At 65.0% G+C, this 20,714-nt stretch carries 15 protein-coding genes; 8 read left to right on the top strand and 7 right to left on the bottom strand.

Features of this window, described 5'->3' with window-relative positions; genetic code table 11:
• Positions 1-7: 7 nt before the first annotated feature.
• From U0034_RS12260 to U0034_RS12250, 3 genes are all read left to right on the top strand, one after another.
• Complete coding sequence (locus U0034_RS12260) at positions 8-1,546, top strand: efflux RND transporter periplasmic adaptor subunit (RefSeq protein ID WP_085228106.1); 1,539 nt, start codon at positions 8-10, stop codon at positions 1,544-1,546.
• The gene (locus U0034_RS12255) at positions 1,543-4,809 is read left to right on the top strand and encodes an efflux RND transporter permease subunit (protein ID WP_085227874.1); all 3,267 of its coding nucleotides are present in this window, start codon (positions 1,543-1,545) and stop codon (positions 4,807-4,809) included. The genes U0034_RS12260 and U0034_RS12255 overlap by 4 nt, the downstream gene beginning before the upstream one ends.
• Positions 4,810-4,990: 181 nt before the next feature.
• Positions 4,991-7,069 (top strand): copper-transporting P-type ATPase, encoded by a 2,079-nt coding sequence (locus U0034_RS12250; protein ID WP_102622980.1) that lies wholly within the window; start codon positions 4,991-4,993, stop codon positions 7,067-7,069.
• A 243-nt stretch (positions 7,070-7,312) separates the two neighbouring features.
• On the opposite strand, the gene U0034_RS12245 is transcribed toward U0034_RS12250, so the two are convergent.
• Positions 7,313-7,840: a single-stranded DNA-binding protein gene (locus tag U0034_RS12245; protein ID WP_085227872.1), complete on the bottom strand. Its 528-nt coding sequence runs from the start codon at positions 7,838-7,840 to the stop codon at positions 7,313-7,315.
• 71 nt (positions 7,841-7,911) lie between these two features.
• Positions 7,912-9,096, bottom strand: a complete 1,185-nt coding sequence (locus tag U0034_RS12240) for an MFS transporter (protein WP_102622979.1) — start codon at positions 9,094-9,096, stop codon at positions 7,912-7,914.
• Positions 9,097-9,241: 145 nt separating this feature from the next.
• On the opposite strand from U0034_RS12240, the gene uvrA reads away from it, so the two are divergent.
• Both uvrA and U0034_RS12230 read left to right on the top strand, forming a co-directional pair.
• Positions 9,242-12,103: an excinuclease ABC subunit UvrA gene (gene uvrA / locus U0034_RS12235; RefSeq protein WP_085227870.1), complete on the top strand. Its 2,862-nt coding sequence runs from the start codon at positions 9,242-9,244 to the stop codon at positions 12,101-12,103.
• A 70-nt stretch (positions 12,104-12,173) separates the two neighbouring features.
• The gene (locus tag U0034_RS12230; RefSeq protein WP_085227869.1) at positions 12,174-13,259 is read left to right on the top strand and encodes an AI-2E family transporter; all 1,086 of its coding nucleotides are present in this window, start codon (positions 12,174-12,176) and stop codon (positions 13,257-13,259) included.
• Between the two features lie 52 nt (positions 13,260-13,311).
• Here U0034_RS12230 and purU read toward each other — a convergent pair whose 3' ends face one another.
• The 5 genes from purU to U0034_RS12205 all read right to left on the bottom strand — a co-directional run bounded on the left by purU (position 13,312) and on the right by U0034_RS12205 (position 18,408).
• The gene (gene purU, locus U0034_RS12225) at positions 13,312-14,181 is read right to left on the bottom strand and encodes a formyltetrahydrofolate deformylase (RefSeq protein ID WP_085227868.1); all 870 of its coding nucleotides are present in this window, start codon (positions 14,179-14,181) and stop codon (positions 13,312-13,314) included.
• Between the two features lie 21 nt (positions 14,182-14,202).
• Complete coding sequence (locus U0034_RS12220) at positions 14,203-15,075, bottom strand: NUDIX hydrolase (protein ID WP_085227867.1); 873 nt, start codon at positions 15,073-15,075, stop codon at positions 14,203-14,205.
• A 40-nt stretch (positions 15,076-15,115) separates the two neighbouring features.
• On the bottom strand, positions 15,116-15,733 hold the full coding sequence (locus U0034_RS12215) for a LysE family translocator (RefSeq protein ID WP_085227866.1): 618 nt from the start codon (positions 15,731-15,733) through the stop codon (positions 15,116-15,118).
• Positions 15,734-15,759: 26 nt separating this feature from the next.
• On the bottom strand, positions 15,760-16,326 hold the full coding sequence (locus tag U0034_RS12210) for an adenine phosphoribosyltransferase (protein WP_085227865.1): 567 nt from the start codon (positions 16,324-16,326) through the stop codon (positions 15,760-15,762).
• 78 nt (positions 16,327-16,404) lie between these two features.
• Positions 16,405-18,408, bottom strand: coding sequence for a monovalent cation:proton antiporter family protein (locus U0034_RS12205; protein ID WP_085228105.1), 2,004 nt, complete (start codon positions 18,406-18,408; stop codon positions 16,405-16,407).
• A 161-nt stretch (positions 18,409-18,569) separates the two neighbouring features.
• Here U0034_RS12205 and kdsD point away from each other — a divergent pair, with 161 nt between their 5' ends.
• Genes kdsD through lptC form a run of 3 tightly spaced genes read left to right on the top strand, consistent with a single transcriptional unit; the run spans position 18,570 to position 20,697 of the window.
• Positions 18,570-19,553, top strand: coding sequence for an arabinose 5-phosphate isomerase KdsD (kdsD, locus tag U0034_RS12200; RefSeq protein ID WP_085227864.1), 984 nt, complete (start codon positions 18,570-18,572; stop codon positions 19,551-19,553).
• A complete protein-coding gene (locus U0034_RS12195) occupies positions 19,553-20,101 on the top strand; it encodes a KdsC family phosphatase (protein WP_085227863.1) in 549 nt (182 codons plus the stop codon). Before kdsD ends, U0034_RS12195 begins: the two co-directional genes overlap by 1 nt.
• Positions 20,098-20,697: an LPS export ABC transporter periplasmic protein LptC gene (gene lptC, locus U0034_RS12190; RefSeq protein WP_085227862.1), complete on the top strand. Its 600-nt coding sequence runs from the start codon at positions 20,098-20,100 to the stop codon at positions 20,695-20,697. The genes U0034_RS12195 and lptC overlap by 4 nt, the downstream gene beginning before the upstream one ends.
• Positions 20,698-20,714 lie beyond the last annotated feature (17 nt).

Raw genomic sequence — 20,714 nt, 5'->3', positions numbered from 1 at the left:
GAACAATATGACGAAGAAACCACTCGCGCGCGCCATTCTGGCTGTGTTCGCCGGCGCGGCGCTGCTCGCGGCGGGCTATATTGCCGGCATGCGCCACATGCCCGCCGCTACCGCCGCGGCTCCGGCCGCCAGCACCGCTCCGGGCAACCGGATCGACCCGAAGACGGGCCGGAAGGTACTGTACTGGCACGACCCGATGATGCCGGGCCAGCACTTCGACAAGCCCGGCAAGTCGCCGTTCATGAACATGCCGCTCGAACCCGTCTATGCTGATGAAGGCGGCGGTTCGTCCGGTATCAGGATCGACGCGGGCCTGCAGCAAAATCTCGGCATTCGTTATGCCACGGTTCGCCGGCAGGACACGGCGGGCGGATTCGACGCCGTGGGCACCACGCAGTTCGACGAATCGCGCTCGGACGTCGTTCAGTCGCGCGTCACGGGCTATATCGAGCGTCTGTATGCCAGTGCGCCGATGCAGCGCATTGCCAAGGGCGCGCCGATCGCGTCGCTGTTCGTCCCGGACTGGCTGGCCCCGCAGGAAGAATATCTGGCGCTCAAGCGCGACGCAATGAGCCGCAGCCTGCTCGACGCGTCGCGCGCCCGCATGCGGGCGCTGTCGATTCCGGAGGGCATCATCGCAAGCCTCGATAGAAGCGGGAAAGCGCAAACCCACGTCGTCTTGTCGTCGCCGGAAACGGGCGTCGTCAGCGAGCTCAACGTTCGCGACGGCGCGATGGTGACGCCGGGGCAAACGCTCGCGAAGATCGCCGGGCTCTCGACACTCTGGCTGATCGTCGAGATTCCGGAGGCACTCGCGCTGAACGTGCAGCCCGGCGTGGCCGTCGAGGCGACATTCGCGGGCGACCCCACCCAGCGCTTCACCGGGCACATCCGCGAAATTCTGCCGGGCATCAGCACAAGCAGCCGCACGCTTCAGGCACGCCTCGAAATCGACAATACGTCGCTGAGACTGACCCCGGGCATGTTGATGCGAGTACGGGTCGCCGGCCAGAAGAACGCGCCGCGCCTGCTCGTGCCCGCCGAAGCGGTCATCACCACCGGCAAACGCTCGGTCGTCATCGTGAAAAACCGCGACGGCCGCCTGCAGCCGGCTTCGGTCACCGTTGGCCTCGATGTCGGCAACGACACCGAAGTGCTGAGCGGACTGAACGAAGGCGATACGGTCGTCGCCTCGGGCCAGTTCCTCATCGATTCGGAAGCGAGCCTGAAGTCGGTGCTGCCCCGGTTGGAAGCAAACGCCGGCGCGAACGCGGCGACGCCGGCATCCGGCACAGCGGTGGCCGCCACCACCGCACAATCGTATGAGACCACCGGCAAGGTCGAGAATGTAACCGCAACGGACATCACATTCTCGCATCAGCCTGTGCCGGCGCTCGGATGGGGCGCGATGACGATGACATTCAACAAGCCCGCCGCGAGCGCGTTCCCCGGGGTGAAGGTCGGACAGACCGCGCACTTCGTCTTCGAGCAAGCGGACGACGGCTACCAGTTGACGAAGGTCGAACCGCTCGGAGGCGCCCAATGATCGCGCGTCTCATACGCTGGTCCATCCACAACCGGTTGCTCGTGCTGCTCGCGACGGTGCTCGTCACCGCATGGGGTGCGTACTCGCTCGAGCAAACGCCGCTCGATGCCTTGCCGGATCTGTCCGATACGCAGGTCATCATCAAGGCGTCGTACCCGGGCAAGGCACCGCAGGTCATCGAGGATCAGGTCACATATCCGCTGACCACGACACTGCTCGGCGTGCCGGGCGCGAAGACCATTCGCGCATACTCGTCGTTCGGCGATGCATTCGTCTACGTGCTGTTCGACGACAAAACCGATCAGTACTGGGCGCGCTCGCGCGTGCTGGAGTACCTGAATCAGGTGCAAAGCCGCCTGCCGCAGGGCGCAACGGTTTCACTCGGCCCCGATGCGACGGGCGTCGGCTGGGTGTACGAGTATGCGTTGGTCGACAGGAGCGGCAAGCACGACCTCGGGCAGTTGCGTGCGCTCAACGACTGGTTCCTCAAGTTCGAGCTGAAGTCGGTGCCCGATGTCGCCGAAGTCGCCAGCATCGGCGGGATGGTGCGTCAATATCAGGTCGTGCTCGACCCGGACAGGCTGCGCGCCTATGGCATCACCCGATCGATGGTGGCCGATGCGCTCGGCAAGGCGAATCAGGAGTCCGGCGGTTCGGTCGTCGAACTGGCCGAATCGGAGTACATGGTTCGCTCGTCCGGCTACCTGCGCTCGCTCGACGACTTCCGTCATGTCGTCATCCGAACGAACGACGCAGGCACGCCGGTGCTGCTGGGCGACCTCGCGCGCATCCAGATCGGCCCCGATATGCGCCGCGGCATCGCGGAATTGAATGGCGAAGGCGAGGTGGCCGGTGGCGTCATCGTCATGCGCTCGGGCAAGAATGCGCTGACCACCATCGGTGCGGTGAAGGCGAAGCTCGCGGAATTGAAGCGGTCACTGCCGGCTGGTGTCGAGATCGTCACGACCTACGACCGCTCGCAACTGATCGAACGCGCAGTCGACAACCTCAAAGACAAACTCATCGAAGAGTTCATCATCGTCGGGCTCGTCTGCGCCGTGTTCCTGTTCCATCTGCGCAGCGCGTTCGTCGCCATCCTGTCACTGCCGATCGGTGTGCTGGCTGCGTTCATCGTCATGCGTTATCAAGGGGTGAACGCGAATCTCATGTCGCTTGGCGGCATCGCGATCGCGATCGGCGCGATGGTCGACGCGGCGATTGTCATGATCGAAAACACGCACAAGCATCTGGAGGCCTATGAGCATGAGCATCCGGATACGCCGATGTCGACGGCGCGCCGTTGGACGCTTGTCGCAACCTCTGCCGCGGAAGTCGGCCCGGCGCTGTTCTTCTCGCTGCTCATCATCACGCTCTCGTTCATTCCCGTCTTCTCGCTCGAAGGACAGGAAGGCAAGCTCTTTTCGCCGCTCGCCTTTACGAAGACCTATACGATCGCCGCGGCCGCCGGCCTTTCCGTGACGCTCGTACCGGTGCTGATGGGCTATCTCATCCGTGGGCGCATTCCGCCCGAAAACGCCAATCCCATCAACCGCGTGCTGATCCGCCTGTACAAGCCGCTTCTCGAGCTCACGCTGCGGCGCCCATGGCTCGCCATCGCCCTGGCCGGCGTGGTCTTGGTGGTCACCGCGCTTCCGATCTCCCGGCTCGGAGGTGAGTTCCTGCCGCCGCTCGACGAGGGCGACCTGCTGTATATGCCCACCGCCCTGCCCGGTATTTCCGCGGAAAAGGCATCCGAATTGCTGCAGCAGACCGACCGGCTCATCAAGACCGTGCCCGAGGTGGCGACCGTATTCGGCAAGTCCGGTCGCGCCGATACCGCAACCGATCCCGCACCGCTCGAGATGTTCGAGACGACGATACAGTTCAAGCCGCGCAGCCAGTGGCGACCCGGCATGACACCGGAGAAACTCGTGGACGAACTGGACCGGACCGTCAAGGTGCCGGGGCTGTCGAACGTCTGGGTGCCACCTATCCGGAATCGCCTCGACATGCTCTCCACCGGCATCAAGACACCGGTCGGGGTCAAGATTTCGGGCCCGGACATCAAGCAGATCGACGGCATCGCGACCCAGGTGGAAGCCGTGGTGAAGGGCGTGCCTGGCGTGACGTCCGCACTGGCCGAGCGACTGAATGGGGGCCGATATATCGACGTCGACATCGACCGGCTCGCCGCCGCGCGGTATGGCCTTTCGGTTGCGGACGTGCAGTCGGTCGTATCGTCGGCTATCGGCGGAGAGAACGTCGGCGAGGTGATTGCCGGGCGGGAGCGCTTTCCTATCAGCATCCGCTATCCGCGCGAAACAAGGGACTCGCTCGAGCGGCTTCGGCAACTGCCCGTCGTCACGGACCGTGGCGCGCAAATCCTGCTCGGCGACGTTGCACGCATCGCGATTGCCGACGGCCCACCGATGATTCGCAGCGAAAGCGCGCGGCTCTCCGGCTATGTGTACGTCGATATCCGGAACACGGACCTGAGCTCCGCCGTACAGGCGATGCAAAAAGCCGTAGCGCAGCAGGTCAAGCTCCCTCCTGGCTATTCGATCGCGTGGTCCGGACAATTCGAATATCTCGAGCGAGCGGCGGCGAAGCTTCGAACGGTCATTCCGGTGACGCTCGCCGTCATCTTCGTGCTGCTCTTCCTGACGTTCAACTCCGCAGCGGACGCGTTGCTGCTGATGTCGACCGTGCCGTTTGCGCTCGTTGGCGGATTCTGGCTCATTTGGGCGCTGGGGCACGCAGTGTCTGTCGCGACATCGGTGGGGTTCATTGCGCTTGCCGGCGTGGCCGCCGAATTCGGCGTCGTCATGCTGCTTTACCTGAAGGGTGCGCTGAACAAGCGGCTGGAGGCAGGAGAGCCGTTCACCGAGGCATTGCTGCTCGACGCGATCCGTGAAGGCGCCGTGCAGCGCGTACGGCCCAAGGCAATGACGGTCGCCGTGGTCCTGGCCGGCCTGATTCCTATCATGATCGGGCACGGCGCCGGCTCGGAAGTCATGCAGCGTATCGCGGCGCCCATGGTCGGCGGCATGGTGACCGCGCCACTGCTCTCCATGTTCGTCATTCCCGCCGCCTGGTTCGTGCTGCAGCGCCGCCGCGCGAAACAGGCTTGCGATGCCGTCATGTCCAACGCGGTTCGGTCCGGTACGAAAGTGCCGCTGCGGAATCAACCCTCGAGCGACGAGCCCTGCGATACTCGGAACGGGCCAGCCGTGATTGCCAAGGAGCGTCAAAATGAGCGATGAAGACAGCAAAGGCGGGGCGCATCACGAGCGGGCGCGCGGGCATTCGCCGTCGAGCGCGTCCCATGCACATGGCGCGGGCCCGCACGGAGGGCACGGGGAGCACGGGGAGCACGAGGGGCATGACCACCGGTCTCGCGATTCGGCGCCTCCCGGGCCGGCCGGAACCATTTATACGTGCCCGATGCACCCGGAGATACGGCAGGACCACCCCGGTCAATGCCCCAAGTGCGGGATGACCCTGGAGCCGATGCTGCCCAGCGTCGATGAAGGCGAGAACCCGGAGCTCGTCGATTTTCGGCGCCGGTTCTGGTGGACGCTGCCGCTCACAGCCATTGTGTTCGTACTGGCAATGTTCAGTCATCGCATCGAACTGATGCCGGCATCGACGGAGAGTTGGATCGAGTTAGCCCTCTCGACACCCGTGGTCCTCTGGGCGGGGTTTCCGTTTTTCGAGCGGTGCGTACGCTCTTTTCTGAACCGCAGCCCGAACATGTGGACGCTGATCGGGCTCGGCACGGGTGCCGCCTACCTGTATAGCGTCGTTGCCACGGTCTACCCGGGCGCGTTTCCGCAGACGTACAGCGCGCACGGTCGGGTGAGCGTCTATTTCGAAGCGGCGGCTGTCATCATTTCGCTGACGTTGCTTGGGCAACTGCTCGAACTGAAGGCGCGTTCGGAAACTTCCGCTGCGATCAAAGCGCTATTGGGGCTCGCGCCGAAAACCGCGCGACGGATCAATCCGGATGGTTCCGAGGAGGATGTTCCGCTGTCTCATGTGCACGAGGGCGAGCTGCTTCGAGTCCGGCCCGGCGAGAAAGTCCCCGTGGATGGCGTCGTGACCGATGGCTCCAGTTCGCTCGACGAGTCCATGATTACCGGGGAGCCCATTCCCGTGACGAAACGCGTTGGCGACCATGTCATCGGCGCGACGATGAATGCGACCGGCAGTTTGATCATCCGGTCGGAAAGAGTTGGATCGCAGACCGTGCTGGCGCAGATCGTTCAGATGGTTGCGCAGGCACAGCGCTCCAGAGCGCCGATGCAGCGTATGGCCGACAAAGTGGCGGGCGTGTTCGTCGTTGTCGTCGTCGGCATCGCGCTACTGACCTTCGCGGTGTGGGGGACGTTCGGGCCCGAGCCGAGTTGGGTGTTCGGCCTCATCAATGCCGTGGCCGTGCTCATTATCGCGTGCCCTTGCGCGCTCGGCCTTGCGACACCGATGTCCATCATGGTCGCCAGTGGGAAGGGTGCATCGAACGGCGTGCTCTTTCGCGATGCCGCAGCCATCGAAAATCTGCGCAAGGTCGACGTATTGATCGTCGACAAGACGGGAACGTTGACCGAAGGCCACCCGGCCTTCGAGCGCGCGGTGGGCGCCAACGGTTATACGGCGGACGAAGTGCTCCGCCTCGCGGCCACGCTGGACCAGGGCAGCGAGCATCCGCTTGCTGCAGCCATTGTCGCGGCGGCCAAAAAGAAGAATCTGCCGCTGGATCGTACCGAGAACTTTGAATCCGCGACCGGCATCGGAGTGCGAGGGACTATTGCCGGCCGCCGATTGGCATTGGGCAACACGGCGTTGATGCAGGCAGATTCCGTATCGGTGGAGTCGCTCGCCCAGGAAGCGGATGGCATGCGGGCACAGGGCGCGAGCGTCATGTACCTGGCGGTGGAAGGGCACCTGGCCGGACTGCTGGCTGTCGCGGATCCGATCAAAGGCACCACGCCCGAAGCGCTTGCAACGTTGAAGGAAAACGGCATTCGTGTGGTGATGGCAACGGGCGACGGTGTGGTGACGGCCAAGGCTGTCGCCGAGAAACTCGGCGTTGACGAATTTCATGGCGAGGTCAAGCCGGCCGACAAACTCGACTTGGTGACGAAGCTCCAGGAAGCGCGGCATGTCGTGGCCATGGCGGGCGACGGTATCAACGATGCACCCGCGCTTGCGAAGGCGGACGTGGGGGTTGCCATGGGCACGGGCACGGACGTCGCCATGAGCAGCGCGCAAATCACGCTCGTGAAGGGGGACTTGCGGGGTATCGCACGTGCTCGCGAGCTGTCGGAAGCGACCGTCGCGAATATGAAGCAGAACCTGGGTTTTGCGTTTGTCTATAACGCGCTCGGCGTGCCGCTCGCGGCTGGAGTGCTTTACCCCGTCACCGGTCTGCTGCTTTCGCCGATGATCGCGGCGCTGGCGATGAGCCTGAGTTCCGCTTCGGTCATCTCGAACGCGCTGCGGCTGCGCAATGCCAGGATTTAGAAGTCAATGACGGAAGGACCGGTGAATACGGCCCTTCGCTGCGTTGTATAAAAAACAACCGAGGTTGTACGATCGACTCGGTGTTTTTCTGCGCATGGGCAGTCCTTGCGAGCCAGTCGGTTCGAGTGTCGTCAAAGCCGGGCCACCATCAGACGGCGTTGGAGAACACATGTGGGTAAAGAAAAAGCCCGCCTTCACGAGGGAAAGCGGGCGCTTATCAACAAAAAATACTCTTTTTCTGTTTTAGAACGGAATATCGTCATCCATCTCATCGAGCCCACCGCCGGCCGGCGCACTCGGACGGCTCGAACCACCGCCGCCGCCACTCCGCGCGCCACCGCCCGCCGCGCGGCCACCGCCACCACCACCGCGTTCCATCGGCTCGCCACGGCTATACCCACCGTCATCGCCCATACCGCCGCCGCCGCCCGAACCGCCGCGGCCGCCGAGCATCTGCATCTGATCGGCCACGATCTCGGTGGAGTACCGATCCTGCCCATCCTGCCCCTGCCACTTGCGCGTGCGCAGGCGGCCTTCGACATAAACCGACGAGCCTTTCTTCAGATACTCGTTGACGATTTCGGCGAGCCGGCCAAAGAACACCACGCGGTGCCATTCGGTCGCTTCCTTGAATTCGCCAGACGTCTTGTCCTTGTACCGGTCAGTCGTCGCGAGGCGGATGTTCGCTATTGCGTCTCCGCTCGGCAGGTAGCGCACTTCGGGATCGGCGCCGAGGTTGCCGACGAGAATGACCTTGTTCACGGATGCCATGTGTTTCTCCAATAAATACAGTCGGCCGGAACCTCACGCGGGCGAGCGCCCCGGCTGCGATGCGTATGCGCTCAAGCCTTGCGCGGCGGCTTCATATTGGCGGCGATTATAAGCCAGGCCAAAACGAGGCCGGAACACGCAAAGAACACGGCATTCTGGCCCGCCAGCTTCACGAGCCAGCCGCCGGCCACGCCGCCGAGTGCGAGCCCGATCGATTGCGTGGTGTTGTACACGCCCGCGGCCGCGCCCTTGCGCGTTCCGGGAGCCAGCTTCGACACGAGCGACGGCTGCGACGCCTCGAGAATGTTGAAGCCGAGGAAGTACACGAAGAGAATCGCCGCCACCGTCAGAATGGTATGTGGCGCCGCGCCCAACAACAACTGGCCGATCAGGATAGCCGCGATCGCGCCAAGCAATACGGGCTTCATTTTCCCGCGCTTCTCCGCCGCGATGATCGCCGGCACCATCATCACGAACGACAAGCCCATCACGGGCAGATAAACCTTCCAGTGCGACGCCACCGGCAACCCGGCCGCCTCGAGAATGCGCGGCACGACGAGAAAGAGGGCCGTTTGCGTGGCATGCAGCACGAGCACGCCGAAATTGAGCCGCAACAGCTCGACGTTGTGCAACACCTCCGCAAACGGGGCCCGCACGTGCACGGGCTTCGGCGCATCCGGCACCACCCAGAGCACGATGCCGATCGCCGCGATCGACAGCGCGCCGACGAGCGCAAAAAGCCCGTTCATGCCCACCCAATGGAAGACGATCGGCGCGCCCACGATCGCCACCGCGAACGACACCCCGATACTGCCCCCCACCATCGCCATCGCTTTGGTCCGGTGCTCGTCGGTAGTCAGATCGGCAATGAAAGCGATGACGGCCGACGAAACGGCGCCCATGCCCTGAATCACGCGCCCGGCGATGATCCACGTCATCGAATGGCCGGCAGCCGCCACGAAGCTGCCGAGCGCGAAAATGGCAAGTCCTGTCGCGATCACCGGCTTGCGCCCGAGCTTGTCGGAGGCCCACCCGTAGAAGATATAAAGCATCGACTGCGTCACGCCGTACGCGCCGAGCGCAATACCGACGAGCAGTACGTTGTCGCCGCCCGGGATCGTCTTCGCGTACACGGAGAAGACCGGCATGATCATGAACAGACCGAGCATGCGCAGCGCGAATATGCTCGCGAGCGAGACGGTTGCGCGCATTTCCGGCGCGCTCATGCGGGAAGAAGTGACGGAGGGGTTCGACATCGCGGGGAGGCCAGGGTCTCAGATTGGACCGTAGCGACGCCGTTCACGCCTGCCGCGCGCTGTAAGGTCGCCGTAACGGCGGTCTGGAAAAGTCGTTATAGTAGCAGGTTTGGCACCCCTGGCCCCCTCTTCTCCCGTCAGGTTCATGGAACAGATTCGCATTCGTGGGGCTCGCACCCACAACCTGAAAAACGTCAATCTCGACCTGCCGCGCCACCAGCTCATCGTCATCACGGGGTTGTCGGGCTCCGGCAAATCGTCGCTCGCGTTCGACACGCTTTACGCCGAAGGGCAGCGCCGCTACGTCGAGAGCCTGTCGGCCTACGCGCGCCAGTTCCTGCAGTTGATGGAGAAGCCCGACGTCGATCTGATCGAAGGCCTCTCGCCCGCGATCTCGATCGAGCAAAAGGCCACCTCGCACAATCCGCGCTCGACCGTCGGCACCGTCACCGAGATTCACGACTACCTGCGCCTGCTCTACGCGCGCGTGGGCACGCCCTACTGCCCCGATCACGACATCGCGCTCGAAGCGCAAAGCGTCTCGCAGATGGTCGACACGGTGCTCGCGCTGCCCGAGGACACGAAGCTCATGATCCTCGCGCCCGTGGTCGCGAACCGCAAGGGGGAACATGCGGAACTCTTCGAGCAGATGCAGGCCCAGGGCTTCATCCGCTTTCGGATCCGCTCGGGCGGCGGCGCCGCCAACGAAGGCACGGCGCAGATCTGCGATGTCGAGTCGCTGCCCAAGCTCAAGAAGAACGACAAGCATTCGATCGACGTGGTGGTCGACCGCCTGAAGGTGCGCCCCGACGTGAAGCAGCGTCTGGCCGAATCGTTCGAAACCGCGCTGCGTCTGGCCGACGGCCGCGCCGTCGCACTCGAGATGGACACCGGGCACGAGCACCTCTTCAGCTCGAAATTCGCGTGCCCCGTGTGCTCCTATTCGCTGTCCGAGCTCGAGCCACGCCTCTTCTCGTTCAACAACCCGATGGGCGCCTGCCCCGATTGCGACGGGCTCGGCCAGATCACGTTCTTCGATCCGAAGCGCGTCGTCGCGCACCCGTCGATCTCGCTCGCCGCCGGCGCCGTCAAGGGCTGGGACCGCCGCAATCAGTTCTACTTCCAGATGCTGCAAAGCCTGGCGGCCTATTACGACTTCGACATCGATACGCCGTTCGAGGACCTGCCGGAGAAGATCAAGAAGCTGATCCTGCTCGGCTCGGGCAAGGAAACGATCCCGTTCTCCTACATCAACGAGCGCGGCCGCACCACCGTGCGCGAGCACGTGTTCGAAGGCATCATTCCCAATCTCGAGCGACGCTATCGCGAAACCGATTCGGCCGCGGTGCGCGAAGAGCTCGCCAAATATCAGAACAATCAGCCCTGCCCCTCGTGCGACGGCTCGCGGCTGCGCCGCGAAGCGCGTTTCGTGCGGCTCGGCGCGGGCGAGAACGCGCGCGCGATCTTCGAGGTCAGCGCATGGCCCCTGCGCGACGCACTCGGCTACTTTCAGACGCTGATCCTCGAAGGCGCCAAGCGCGAGATCGGCGAGAAGGTCGTGAAGGAAATCGTCGCCCGGCTCATGTTCCTCAACAACGTCGGGCTCGACTACCTCTCGCTCGAGCGCAGCGCGGATACCCTCTCGGGCGGCGAGGCCCAGCGCATCCGGCTCGCCTCGCAGATCGGCTCGGGGCTCACGGGCGTCATGTACGTGCTCGACGAGCCCTCGATCGGCCTGCATCAGCGCGACAACGACCGCCTCATCGCCACGCTCAAGCACCTGCGCGATCTCGGCAACTCCGTCATCGTCGTCGAACACGACGAGGACATGATCCGCATGGCGGACTACATCGTCGACATGGGCCCCGGTGCCGGCGAGCACGGCGGCATGATCATCGCCCAGGGCACGCCGCCCCAGGTCGAAGCGGATCCGGCGTCGCTCACGGGCCGCTACCTCGCCGGTGCGCTGCGCATCCAGTTCCCCGACGAGCGCAAGGATCCGGAAGACCGGCGGCTGCGCATTGTCGAGGCGCACGGCAACAATCTGAAGCGCGTCACGCTGGACCTGCCGGTCGGCCTGCTCACCTGCGTGACGGGCGTCTCGGGCTCGGGCAAGTCCACGCTCATCAACGACACGCTCTACAACGCCGTGGCGCAGCACCTTTACGGCTCGTCGGCGGAGCCGGCCCCCTACGAGTCGATCGAGGGCCTCGAACACTTCGACAAGGTCATCAACGTCGATCAATCGCCGATCGGCCGCACGCCGCGCTCGAACCCGGCCACCTATACGGGGCTCTTCACGCCGATCCGCGAACTCTTCGCGGGCGTGCCGGCGGCGAAGGAGCGCGGCTACGACCCCGGCCGCTTCTCGTTCAACGTGAAGGGCGGCCGCTGCGAGTCCTGCCAGGGCGACGGCGTGCTCAAAGTCGAAATGCATTTCCTGCCCGATGTCTACGTGCCTTGCGACGTCTGCCACGGAAAACGCTACAACCGCGAAACGCTCGACATCCAATACAAGGGCAAGAACATCAGCGAGGTGCTCGACATGACCGTCGAGCAGGCGCATGAATTTTTCAACGCCGTACCTGTCATATCCCGCAAGCTCAAGACGCTGCTCGATGTGGGCCTCGGCTACATCCGGCTCGGCCAGTCGGCCACGACGCTTTCGGGCGGCGAGGCCCAGCGCGTCAAGCTTTCGCTCGAACTGTCGAAACGCGACACCGGCAGAACGCTCTATATACTGGACGAGCCGACCACCGGATTGCACTTTCATGACATCGCACTGTTGCTCGAAGTCATCCACCGGTTACGCGATCATGGCAATACGGTCGTGATCATCGAGCATAATCTCGATGTAATCAAAACCGCCGACTGGGTGATCGACCTCGGTCCGGAAGGCGGCGCGGGCGGCGGCCAGATCATCGCGCAAGGCACGCCCGAACAGATTGCAAAGGCAAAGGCGAGCTTCACGGGGAAATACCTTGCGCCGCTGCTCGAGCGCCGCTGAAGCGGCGGTTCGTGCTGCATAGCACAAGAATGGAGCTCCGCCGAGCAACCGGCTGGAGACAATAGGCGTCATGGTCAAGCGTACCGAAGCACAGCAAGAACCACCCGTCCGGGGGCAGCCGCCAAGGCCCGTGCGGCTGACGAGCGACATGAGCCTGCCGCGCTTTTCCGCCGTCGAGATCTGCAGCTATGCGGCCGCGCTCGCCGGCATGTGGGCCGTGCTGCATCTGAAGCTGCTCGGCGCACTGCTCGCGGGCATGCTCGTCTTTCAGCTCGTGCACATGATCGCGCCCGCAATCGAGCGCCACATGTCGAGCCAGCGTGCCCGCTGGGTGGCCGTCGTCCTGCTTGCCTGCGTGGTCGTAGGCGGCCTCGCGAGCCTCGCGATCAGGCTCATCGAGCACTTCCAGCACGCCGTGCCGAACATCCAGAACCTGCTCGGGCAGGTCATGCAAATCGTCGAGCAGGCGCGCAATCGCACGCCCGAATGGATTTCGGCGATGCTGCCCGTCGATGCGGCGCAAATGAAGGAAAAAGCCGGCATGCTCGTGCATTCGCACATGGACCAGTTGCAGCAGGGCGGCAAGAACGTCGCCCGCGGCTTCGGTCACGTGCTTTTCGGCATGATCATCGGCGCCATGATCGCGATCACGACCGAGCGGCACGTTCAGCGCCTGCCGCTCGCCCGCGCGTTCGCGATGCGCGTCACGCGTTTTGCCGATGCATTCAGGCGCATCGTGTTCGCCCAGATCAAGATCTCGGCGATCAACGCGGTGTTCACGGCGCTTTACCTGCTCATCGCGCTACCGATCTTTCACCAGCGCCTGCCGCTCTCGAAAACGCTCGTGATGATCACGTTCATCGCGGGCCTGCTGCCCGTGATCGGCAACCTGATCTCGAACACGCTGATCGTCGCCGTGTCGCTCTCGGTGAGCTTGCCGACGGCCGTGGCCTCGCTCGTCTTTCTCATTGCGATCCACAAGCTCGAATACTTCCTGAACGCGCGCATCGTGGGCGGACAGATCGAGGCCCGCGCCTGGGAACTGCTGCTCGCCATGCTCGTCATGGAAGCCGCGTTCGGCATACCGGGGCTCGTTGCCGCCCCGATCTTCTACGCCTACATCAAGCGCGAACTCATCTACCTCCGGTTGATCTGAGGCCTGCGCCTCGGGCCTCCCGCAGGCCCGTGCCTCGTGCCTCGCGCGGGCGCTAGCGGAACACCACCGTTTTCGTGCCGTTGAGCACGATGCGGTGCTCGACGTGCCACTTCACGGCACGCGCGAGCGTCACGCATTCGACGTCGCGCCCGATTGCCGTGAGCTGATCGGGCGTCATGCTGTGATCCACGCGCTCGACTTCCTGCTCGATGATCGGACCTTCGTCGAGATCGGTCGTCACGTAGTGCGCAGTCGCGCCGATGAGCTTCACGCCGCGGTCGAACGCCTGGTAATACGGCTTTGCGCCCTTGAAGCTCGGCAAGAACGAGTGGTGAATGTTGATCGCGCGCCCTTGAAGCTTGGCACAAAGCGCCGGCGAGAGAATCTGCATATAGCGCGCGAGCACGACGAGGTCGGCACCGCTTTGCTCGATGATCTCGAGTACGCGCGCCTCCTGCGCCGCCTTGGCCGCCGCACTCGACTCGGTCAGCGCGAAGTGGTGGAACGGAATGTCGTAGCCGGCCGCCAGCTGATAAAAATCCTTGTGGTTCGAGATGATCGCGGGAATCTCGATCGGCAATTGGCCCGTACGGTAGCGGAAAAGCAGATCGTTCAGGCAGTGGCCGATCTTCGAGACCATGATGACGACACGCGGCTTCACCGACGCGTCGTGCATCTCCCAGCGCATCGAAAACTGCTCGGCGAGCGGCGCGAACACGTCACGCAGCGCATCGAGGCCCGGATCGCCGCCGACTTGCTGGAAATGCACGCGCATGAAGAACTCGCCCGTGTGACTGTCACCGAACTGTGCGGAATCGAGGATGTTGCTGCCGCGCTCGAAAAGAAAGCCGGAGACCGCGTGCACGATACCGGGCCGGTCAGGGCACGACAGTTTGAGGATAAAGCTGTGTTCGGTCGACATGACCAGAAAACTCCTTTCGTTTTATTCGGTAGCGCGCGAAACCGGTGCCGGCACCGCCGGCTGCCAAAGCGCGTCGATCCCCGTGCAGGACGCTTCGTCGATCCAACGACGGCGGAGCATGGTTTCGAGCGTAGCGAGGCTCGCATCGACGGTCATCGCGCCTTCTTCGATCCAGCGCGCCACCTCGTCGATGCGCGCGAGCCGGTGCTCGCCGACTTCGCCGTCCTGGTTATGCGGCGTGAAATCTTCCGGAAGCATCAGATCGTAGACGAATATCTGCTCGGCCTGCGTACCTTCGGGAAGCGATTGCAGCACGTGGAAAGGGCGCCCGGCCCGCGCCTGCGACGCCAGACCGGCCTCGATGCCCGCCTCTTCCCAGCACTCCTTCACGAGCGTTGCCTCGATGCCGAAACCCCAGGCGATGCCGCCGGCCACGACGTTATCGAGCATGCCCGGGTCCGTCGCCTTCGTTTCGCTGCGCCGGGCGATCCAGAGCTGCGGTGCGCGATCCGCGTATTTTACGATGCCGTTCAGGTGCACCGCGTAAGTCATCGTGCCGAAGAAGCGGGCGGCCGCGCGCTCGATATAGGCAAGCGGTGCATCGTCGAAGGCGTTGCGCACCGCATAGATCTCGTCGCGCCAGCCGTGGATGAGGCCGTCGGCCGCCAGCGCGCCGACGACGGCGGCGAGCGCCGCCGAGCGGGTATCGACGTTGCCGTCGAAGCGCTCCGCCAGCACGACGCGTTCGGCCTCGATGACGAATACGTCCGGCCAGCGCGCGAGCTGCGCAAGGTCGCGCTCGCGGATCCAGCCGACTGCTTGCCGCGCGAGCCAGAACGGACGATGTGCGCGCTCGTCGAAGCGGCGCGCGGCGGTAATGCAGGGCAGACTCATCTGGGTGTCTCCGGTTCGTCGATCGTGCGGCCGGCCGGCATCAGTCGCGCAGCGCGACGCGCAGGCCGAGCGCGATGAACGTCGCGCCGGCGAGCCTGTCGAGCCATACGCCGATGCGAGGCCGCCGCCGCAGCCACGAGCCGATCGCGCCCGCGCAAAGGCCGAATGCCGAAAAAATGGCCACGGTCTGCAGCATGAACAGGAGGCCGAAGCCGACCATCTGCAGCGCGACGCTCGTCTTCGACGACACATCCACGAACTGGGGCAGGAAGACGATGAAAAAAAGCGTGACCTTGGGATTGAGCATGTTGCCCACCACGCTTTGCCGGAACACGGTCACGAGCGGCTGCGGCGGGCGCTCGTGCGCGGCGCTCAAACCACGGCTTCGCAGCGCTTTCACGCCGATCCAGATCAGGTAGGCCCCGCCCGCGACCTTGACGACCTGAAACGCCAGCGGCGAGGCGCGCAGGAGCGCGGCCACGCCGAGCGCCGCGAGCGTGGTATGGAACAGCACCCCGGCCGCGAAGCCGAGCGCGGCGACGAGCCCCGCCGCCCGCCCCTGCGAGATGCCGCGCGCGATCACCTGAAGATTGTCGGGCCCGGGCGCGATCGTGATCGCGGCCGAAGCCAGCAAGAAGAGCACAGCGTGGTTCGTCATGTTCGGGATTCCGTCACCTTCGGGCGTCAATGGCCGCCGAATTCGGCGATCGTATAGAGCGGCAGACCGTTCCCGCGCAACAGTGTCGAGCCGCCGAGATCGGGCAGGTCGATGATGGCCGCGCCTTCCACGACCTCGGCGCCGAGCCGCTCGAGCAGCTTCTTGCCAGCCATCATCGTGCCGCCCGTGGCGATCAGATCGTCGACGATGACGACACGCTCGCCCGCACGGCACGCGTCTTCATGGATCTCGACGGTCGCGGTGCCGTACTCGAGCGAATACGATTCGGACACCGTCCGGTATGGGAGCTTGCCGATCTTGCGGATCGGAATGAAGCCCAGATTCAGTTCGTAGGCGACGATCGGCGCGATGATGAACCCGCGCGCGTCGAGGCCCGCGATGTAATCGAGCTTTGCTTCCACGTAGCGCTCGATGAAGAGGTCGATCAGCACGCGCAGCGTCTTCGGCCGCTGCAGCAGCGGCGTAATGTCGCGAAACTGAACGCCCGGCACCGGCCAGTCGGGAACGGTGCGGACCTGGCTCTTGATGAACGCGGCCGCGTCGTGCGGCACATCCGCGGGCTCGAAAGACATGGGGGCTTCTCCGAAGGGGGCCCGCGCGCGGCGAGCCTGTCGATCAATAACGTCGGGCGGCGGGCCGATATGCCGCGGCTAAGCCGTGGCGGCCCCGGCCCGGCGGCTCCTGGCGAGGCGCTCCTCGGCAAGCGCGAGCGCCTCGGGCAAGCCGCGCAGCACGACGATGTCGGCGGCGCGCAGCTTGGTTTCCGGCCCCGGCTGCACGCCGCGGATTCCATGCCGGCGGATCGCCGTCACTTCCACGCCGAGCTCGGCGAGGCCCAGCTCCTCGATCGTGCGGCCGACGGCCTCGGCGTTGCCGTCGACCGGCACCGATTGTAGCCGGACCTGGTCGTGGCCGTCGTCGTCGCCCAGATCGTCGGCGCCGTGGAAATAGCCGCGCAGCAGGCTGTAGCGCGCATCGCGCAACTCCTCCACACGCCGCACGACCCGCCGCATCGGCACACCCATCAGCACGAGCGTGTGCGACGCGAGCATCAGGCTGCCCTCGACGATCTCGGGGATCACCTCGGTCGCGCCGGCCGCAAGCAGCTTTTCGAGGTCGGCATCGTCGACGGTGCGCACGATCACGGGCAGCGCGGGTTCCAATTCGTGCACATTGTGCAACACGCGCAGTGCCGACGGCGTGTTCGCATAGGTGATGGCGAGCGCCGCCGCGCGGTGGATGCCGGCCGCGACGAGCGACTCGCGTCGCGCGGCGTCGCCGAACACGACCGATTCGCCGGCCGAGGCCGCCGCGCTGACGCGGTCGGGATCGAGATCGAGCGCGACATACGACAGGCCCTCATGCTCGAGCATGCGCGCGAGGTTCTGGCCCGAGCGGCCGTAGCCGCAGATGATGACGTGCGCCTGCTGGCGCAGGCTTTGCGTCGCGATCCGCGTCATCTGCAGCGCCTGCTGCATCCATTCCGTGGACGACAGCCGCAGCACGATGCGATCCGCATTCTGGATGATGAGCGGCGCGGCCAGCATGGAGAGCAGCATCGACGCGAGAATCGCCTGGAGCAGGGTCGGATCGACGAGGTGCTTGTCTCCGATCAGATTGAGCAACACGAAGCCGAACTCGCCCGCCTGAGCGAGGCCCAGCCCCGTGCGCATCGCCACGCCGGGCGTCGCGCCGAATGCCCTGGTCAAGCCCGTGATCGTGATGGCCTTGAAGAGGACGGGGCCGAGCAGGAACGCGAGCACCATCAGCGGATGCTCGATGAGCACGCGCGGATCGAGCAGCATGCCCGTGGTCACGAAGAAAAGCCCGAGCAACACGTCGCGAAAGGGCTTGATGTCCTCCTCGACCTGATGGCGGTACGGCGTTTCGGCGATCAGCATGCCCGCGATGAAAGCCCCGAGCGCAAGCGACAGGCCGAACTTTTCCGTGATGTAGGCCGCGCCAAGCGTAACGAGCAGAAGGTTCAGGACGAAGAGCTCCTGCGAGCGGCGGCGCGCGACCACATTGAACCAGCGCGTCATGAGCCGCTGCCCGACGATGAGCAGCACCGCCAGCGCGACGACGATTTTCAGTGCCGCCATGCCGAGCGTGGCCGCCAGATCGCGCGAATCGCCGCCGAACGCCGCGATCACGATCAGCAGCGGCACGACGGCCAGATCCTGGAACAGCAGCACGCCGAAAATGTTGCGTCCATGCTCGGTTTCTATCTCGAGCCGCTCGGCGAGCATCTTGCTGACGATGGCCGTCGACGACATCGCGAGCGCGCCGCCGAGCGCGATGCAGCCTTGCCACGGCACGTGCATCCAGCGCTCGAACGCGAGGCCGAGCAGCAGCGCCACGGCGATGGTGCCGATCACCTGCAGCAGTCCGAGCCCGAAGACGAGCCGCTTCATGGCGCGCAGCTTGGCGAGCGAGAACTCGAGCCCGATCGAGAACATCAGAAACACGACGCCGAACTCGGCCAAGTTCTGCGCGCGCTCCGAACTGGGGGCGATGCCGAGCGCATGCGGCCCGACGAGGATGCCGACCGACAGGTAGCCGAGCATCGGCGGCAAGTTCAGGTAACGAAAGAGCACGACACCCGCCACCGATGCGAGCAGCAGCAGGAGCGTCATCTCGAGGGGGGATATCACGTGCGAAGCGTCCTCGTTGATCTGCGGGTAAGCGCCGCGCGTCGGGGTTGCGAGAAAGGCGCCGGAGGCATCGGCCGGGCCGCCCGCCCGGCGGCTCGCCGGCCGTCGCACCGAGGGTGGCGGGCACAGGCTCGCGCGAACGCCTTTGTTATACTCAGCGAATGATAGCGAAAATCAATGGCGACCGGGCGCTGGCGCTCGCCCGGGATGTGCTCGACATCGAAGCCGACGCCGTGCGCGCCCTTCGCGAGCGCATCGACGCGAGCTTCGTCGCAGCGGTGGATCTGCTGCTCGGCTGCCGCGGCCGCGTGGTCGTCTCTGGCATCGGAAAATCGGGCCATGTCGCGCGCAAGCTCGCCGCCACGCTCGCGAGCACCGGTACCCCGGCGTTCTTCGTGCATCCGGCGGAAGCGAGCCATGGCGATCTCGGCATGGTGGCCGCGGACGACGTCTTCATCGCGTTGTCGAATTCGGGCGAATCGGAAGAACTCGTGGCGATCCTGCCGCTCGTCAAACGGATCGGCGCCAAGCTGATCGCGATGACGGGCCGGCCCGAATCGAGTCTCGCCAAACTCTCGGACGTGCACCTCGATGCCGGCGTCGAGAAGGAGGCCTGCCCGCTCAACCTCGCCCCGACGGCCAGCACAACGGCCGCGCTCGCGCTCGGCGACGCACTGGCCGTGGCGGTGCTCGACGCGCGCGGGTTCGGCGCGGACGATTTCGCGCGCTCGCACCCGGGCGGCGCCCTCGGCCGTCGCCTGCTCACCTATGTGCGCGACGTCATGCGCACGGGCGAGCAGATGCCGAAGGTGGCGACGACGGCCACGGTGCGCGATGCACTCTTCCAACTGACGGCCAAGCGCATGGGGATGACGGCGATCGTCGACGACAGCAACCGCGTCGCGGGCATTTTCACCGACGGCGACTTGCGGCGCGTGCTGGAGCGCACGGGCGACTTTCGCGATCTGCCGATCGCCGAGGTGATGACGCGCGCGCCGCGCACGATCGGCGCGGACCACCTGGCCGTGGAAGCGGTCGAACTGATGGAGCGGCACCGGATCAATCAGATGCTGGTCGTGGACGACGCGGGCACGCTGATCGGCGCACTCAATATGCATGACCTGTTCTCGAAGAAGGTGATTTGATGGTTGCAGCGCCCATGACGGCTGGCGAACGCGCGCGCCGCGTGCGACTGATGATTTTCGACGTCGACGGCGTGCTGACCGACGGCAGCCTGCTCTTCACGGCGGAGGGCGACCGCATGAAGTCGTTCAATTCGCTCGACGGTCACGGGGTGAAGCTCTTGCGCGAAGCAGGCATCGTAACGGCGATCATCACCGGGCGGCGCTCGGAAATCGTCGCGCGGCGTGCCGAGGAGATGCGCATCACGCATCTGCATCAAGGCGCGGAGGACAAAACAGCCGTATTCTCGCAACTGTTGCGCGAGACGTGCGTGAGCGCCGAGGCGTGCGGCTACATGGGCGACGATTGGCCCGATCTGCCCGTCATGACCCGCTGCGGCTTCGCTGCGGCACCGGCCAATGCCCACCCGGAGGTAATCGCACGCGCGCACTGGGTGGCGAAAGCGCGCGGCGGACACGGCGCGGTGCGCGAGGTCTGCGACGCGATCCTGCGCGCGCAGCAGCACTATGACGCCATGCTGGCGGCGGCCTGCGGAGTGCCGGACGCATGAACGTCTCCCGCTTCACCTCGCTGCTCTCGCTCGTCGCGATGGCGGCCCTCGCGGGCGGCACGTACTGGCTGCTGCAAGCCACGCGCCCCCCTGTGTCGAACGGCACCGAATCGACCAAGACGCACACGCCCGATTACTTCGCCGACAATTTTTCGGTGTCGGAACTTGATCAATCCGGCACGACGCAGTACCGCCTGACGGCCGTGAAGATGGTGCATTACGAGGACGACGAGCAAAGCGACCTCACGCGCCCCGCCATCCGAGCTTTCCAGCCGGGCAAGCCCGTGGTCACGGCCACAGGCGATCGCGGCAAGGTCAACGCGGATGTCTCGATCGTCGATCTCTACGACAATGCACGCATCTTGCGCGCGGCCGGCGCGGGAGACCCCGAGATGCAGGCCGACTCGTCGCACTTTCGCGTGCTTGTGAACGACGATGTGATCGAGACGGAAAAGCCGGTTAAACTGCGGCGCGGCCAGTCGGTCATGACGGCCAGCGCGATGAATTACAACAACGTCACCCGGGTGATGCAGCTCTTCGGCAACGTGCGCGGCGCGATCGCCGCGTCCGAGATGTCGGGCGGCGGGTCGAAATGAGCAGCCCCCTGGTGATT

This window comes from Trinickia caryophylli (genome assembly GCF_034424545.1).
Classification (GTDB): Bacteria; Pseudomonadota; Gammaproteobacteria; order Burkholderiales; family Burkholderiaceae; genus Trinickia; species Trinickia caryophylli.
This window is presented reverse-complemented; position numbering and strand designations above follow the sequence as displayed.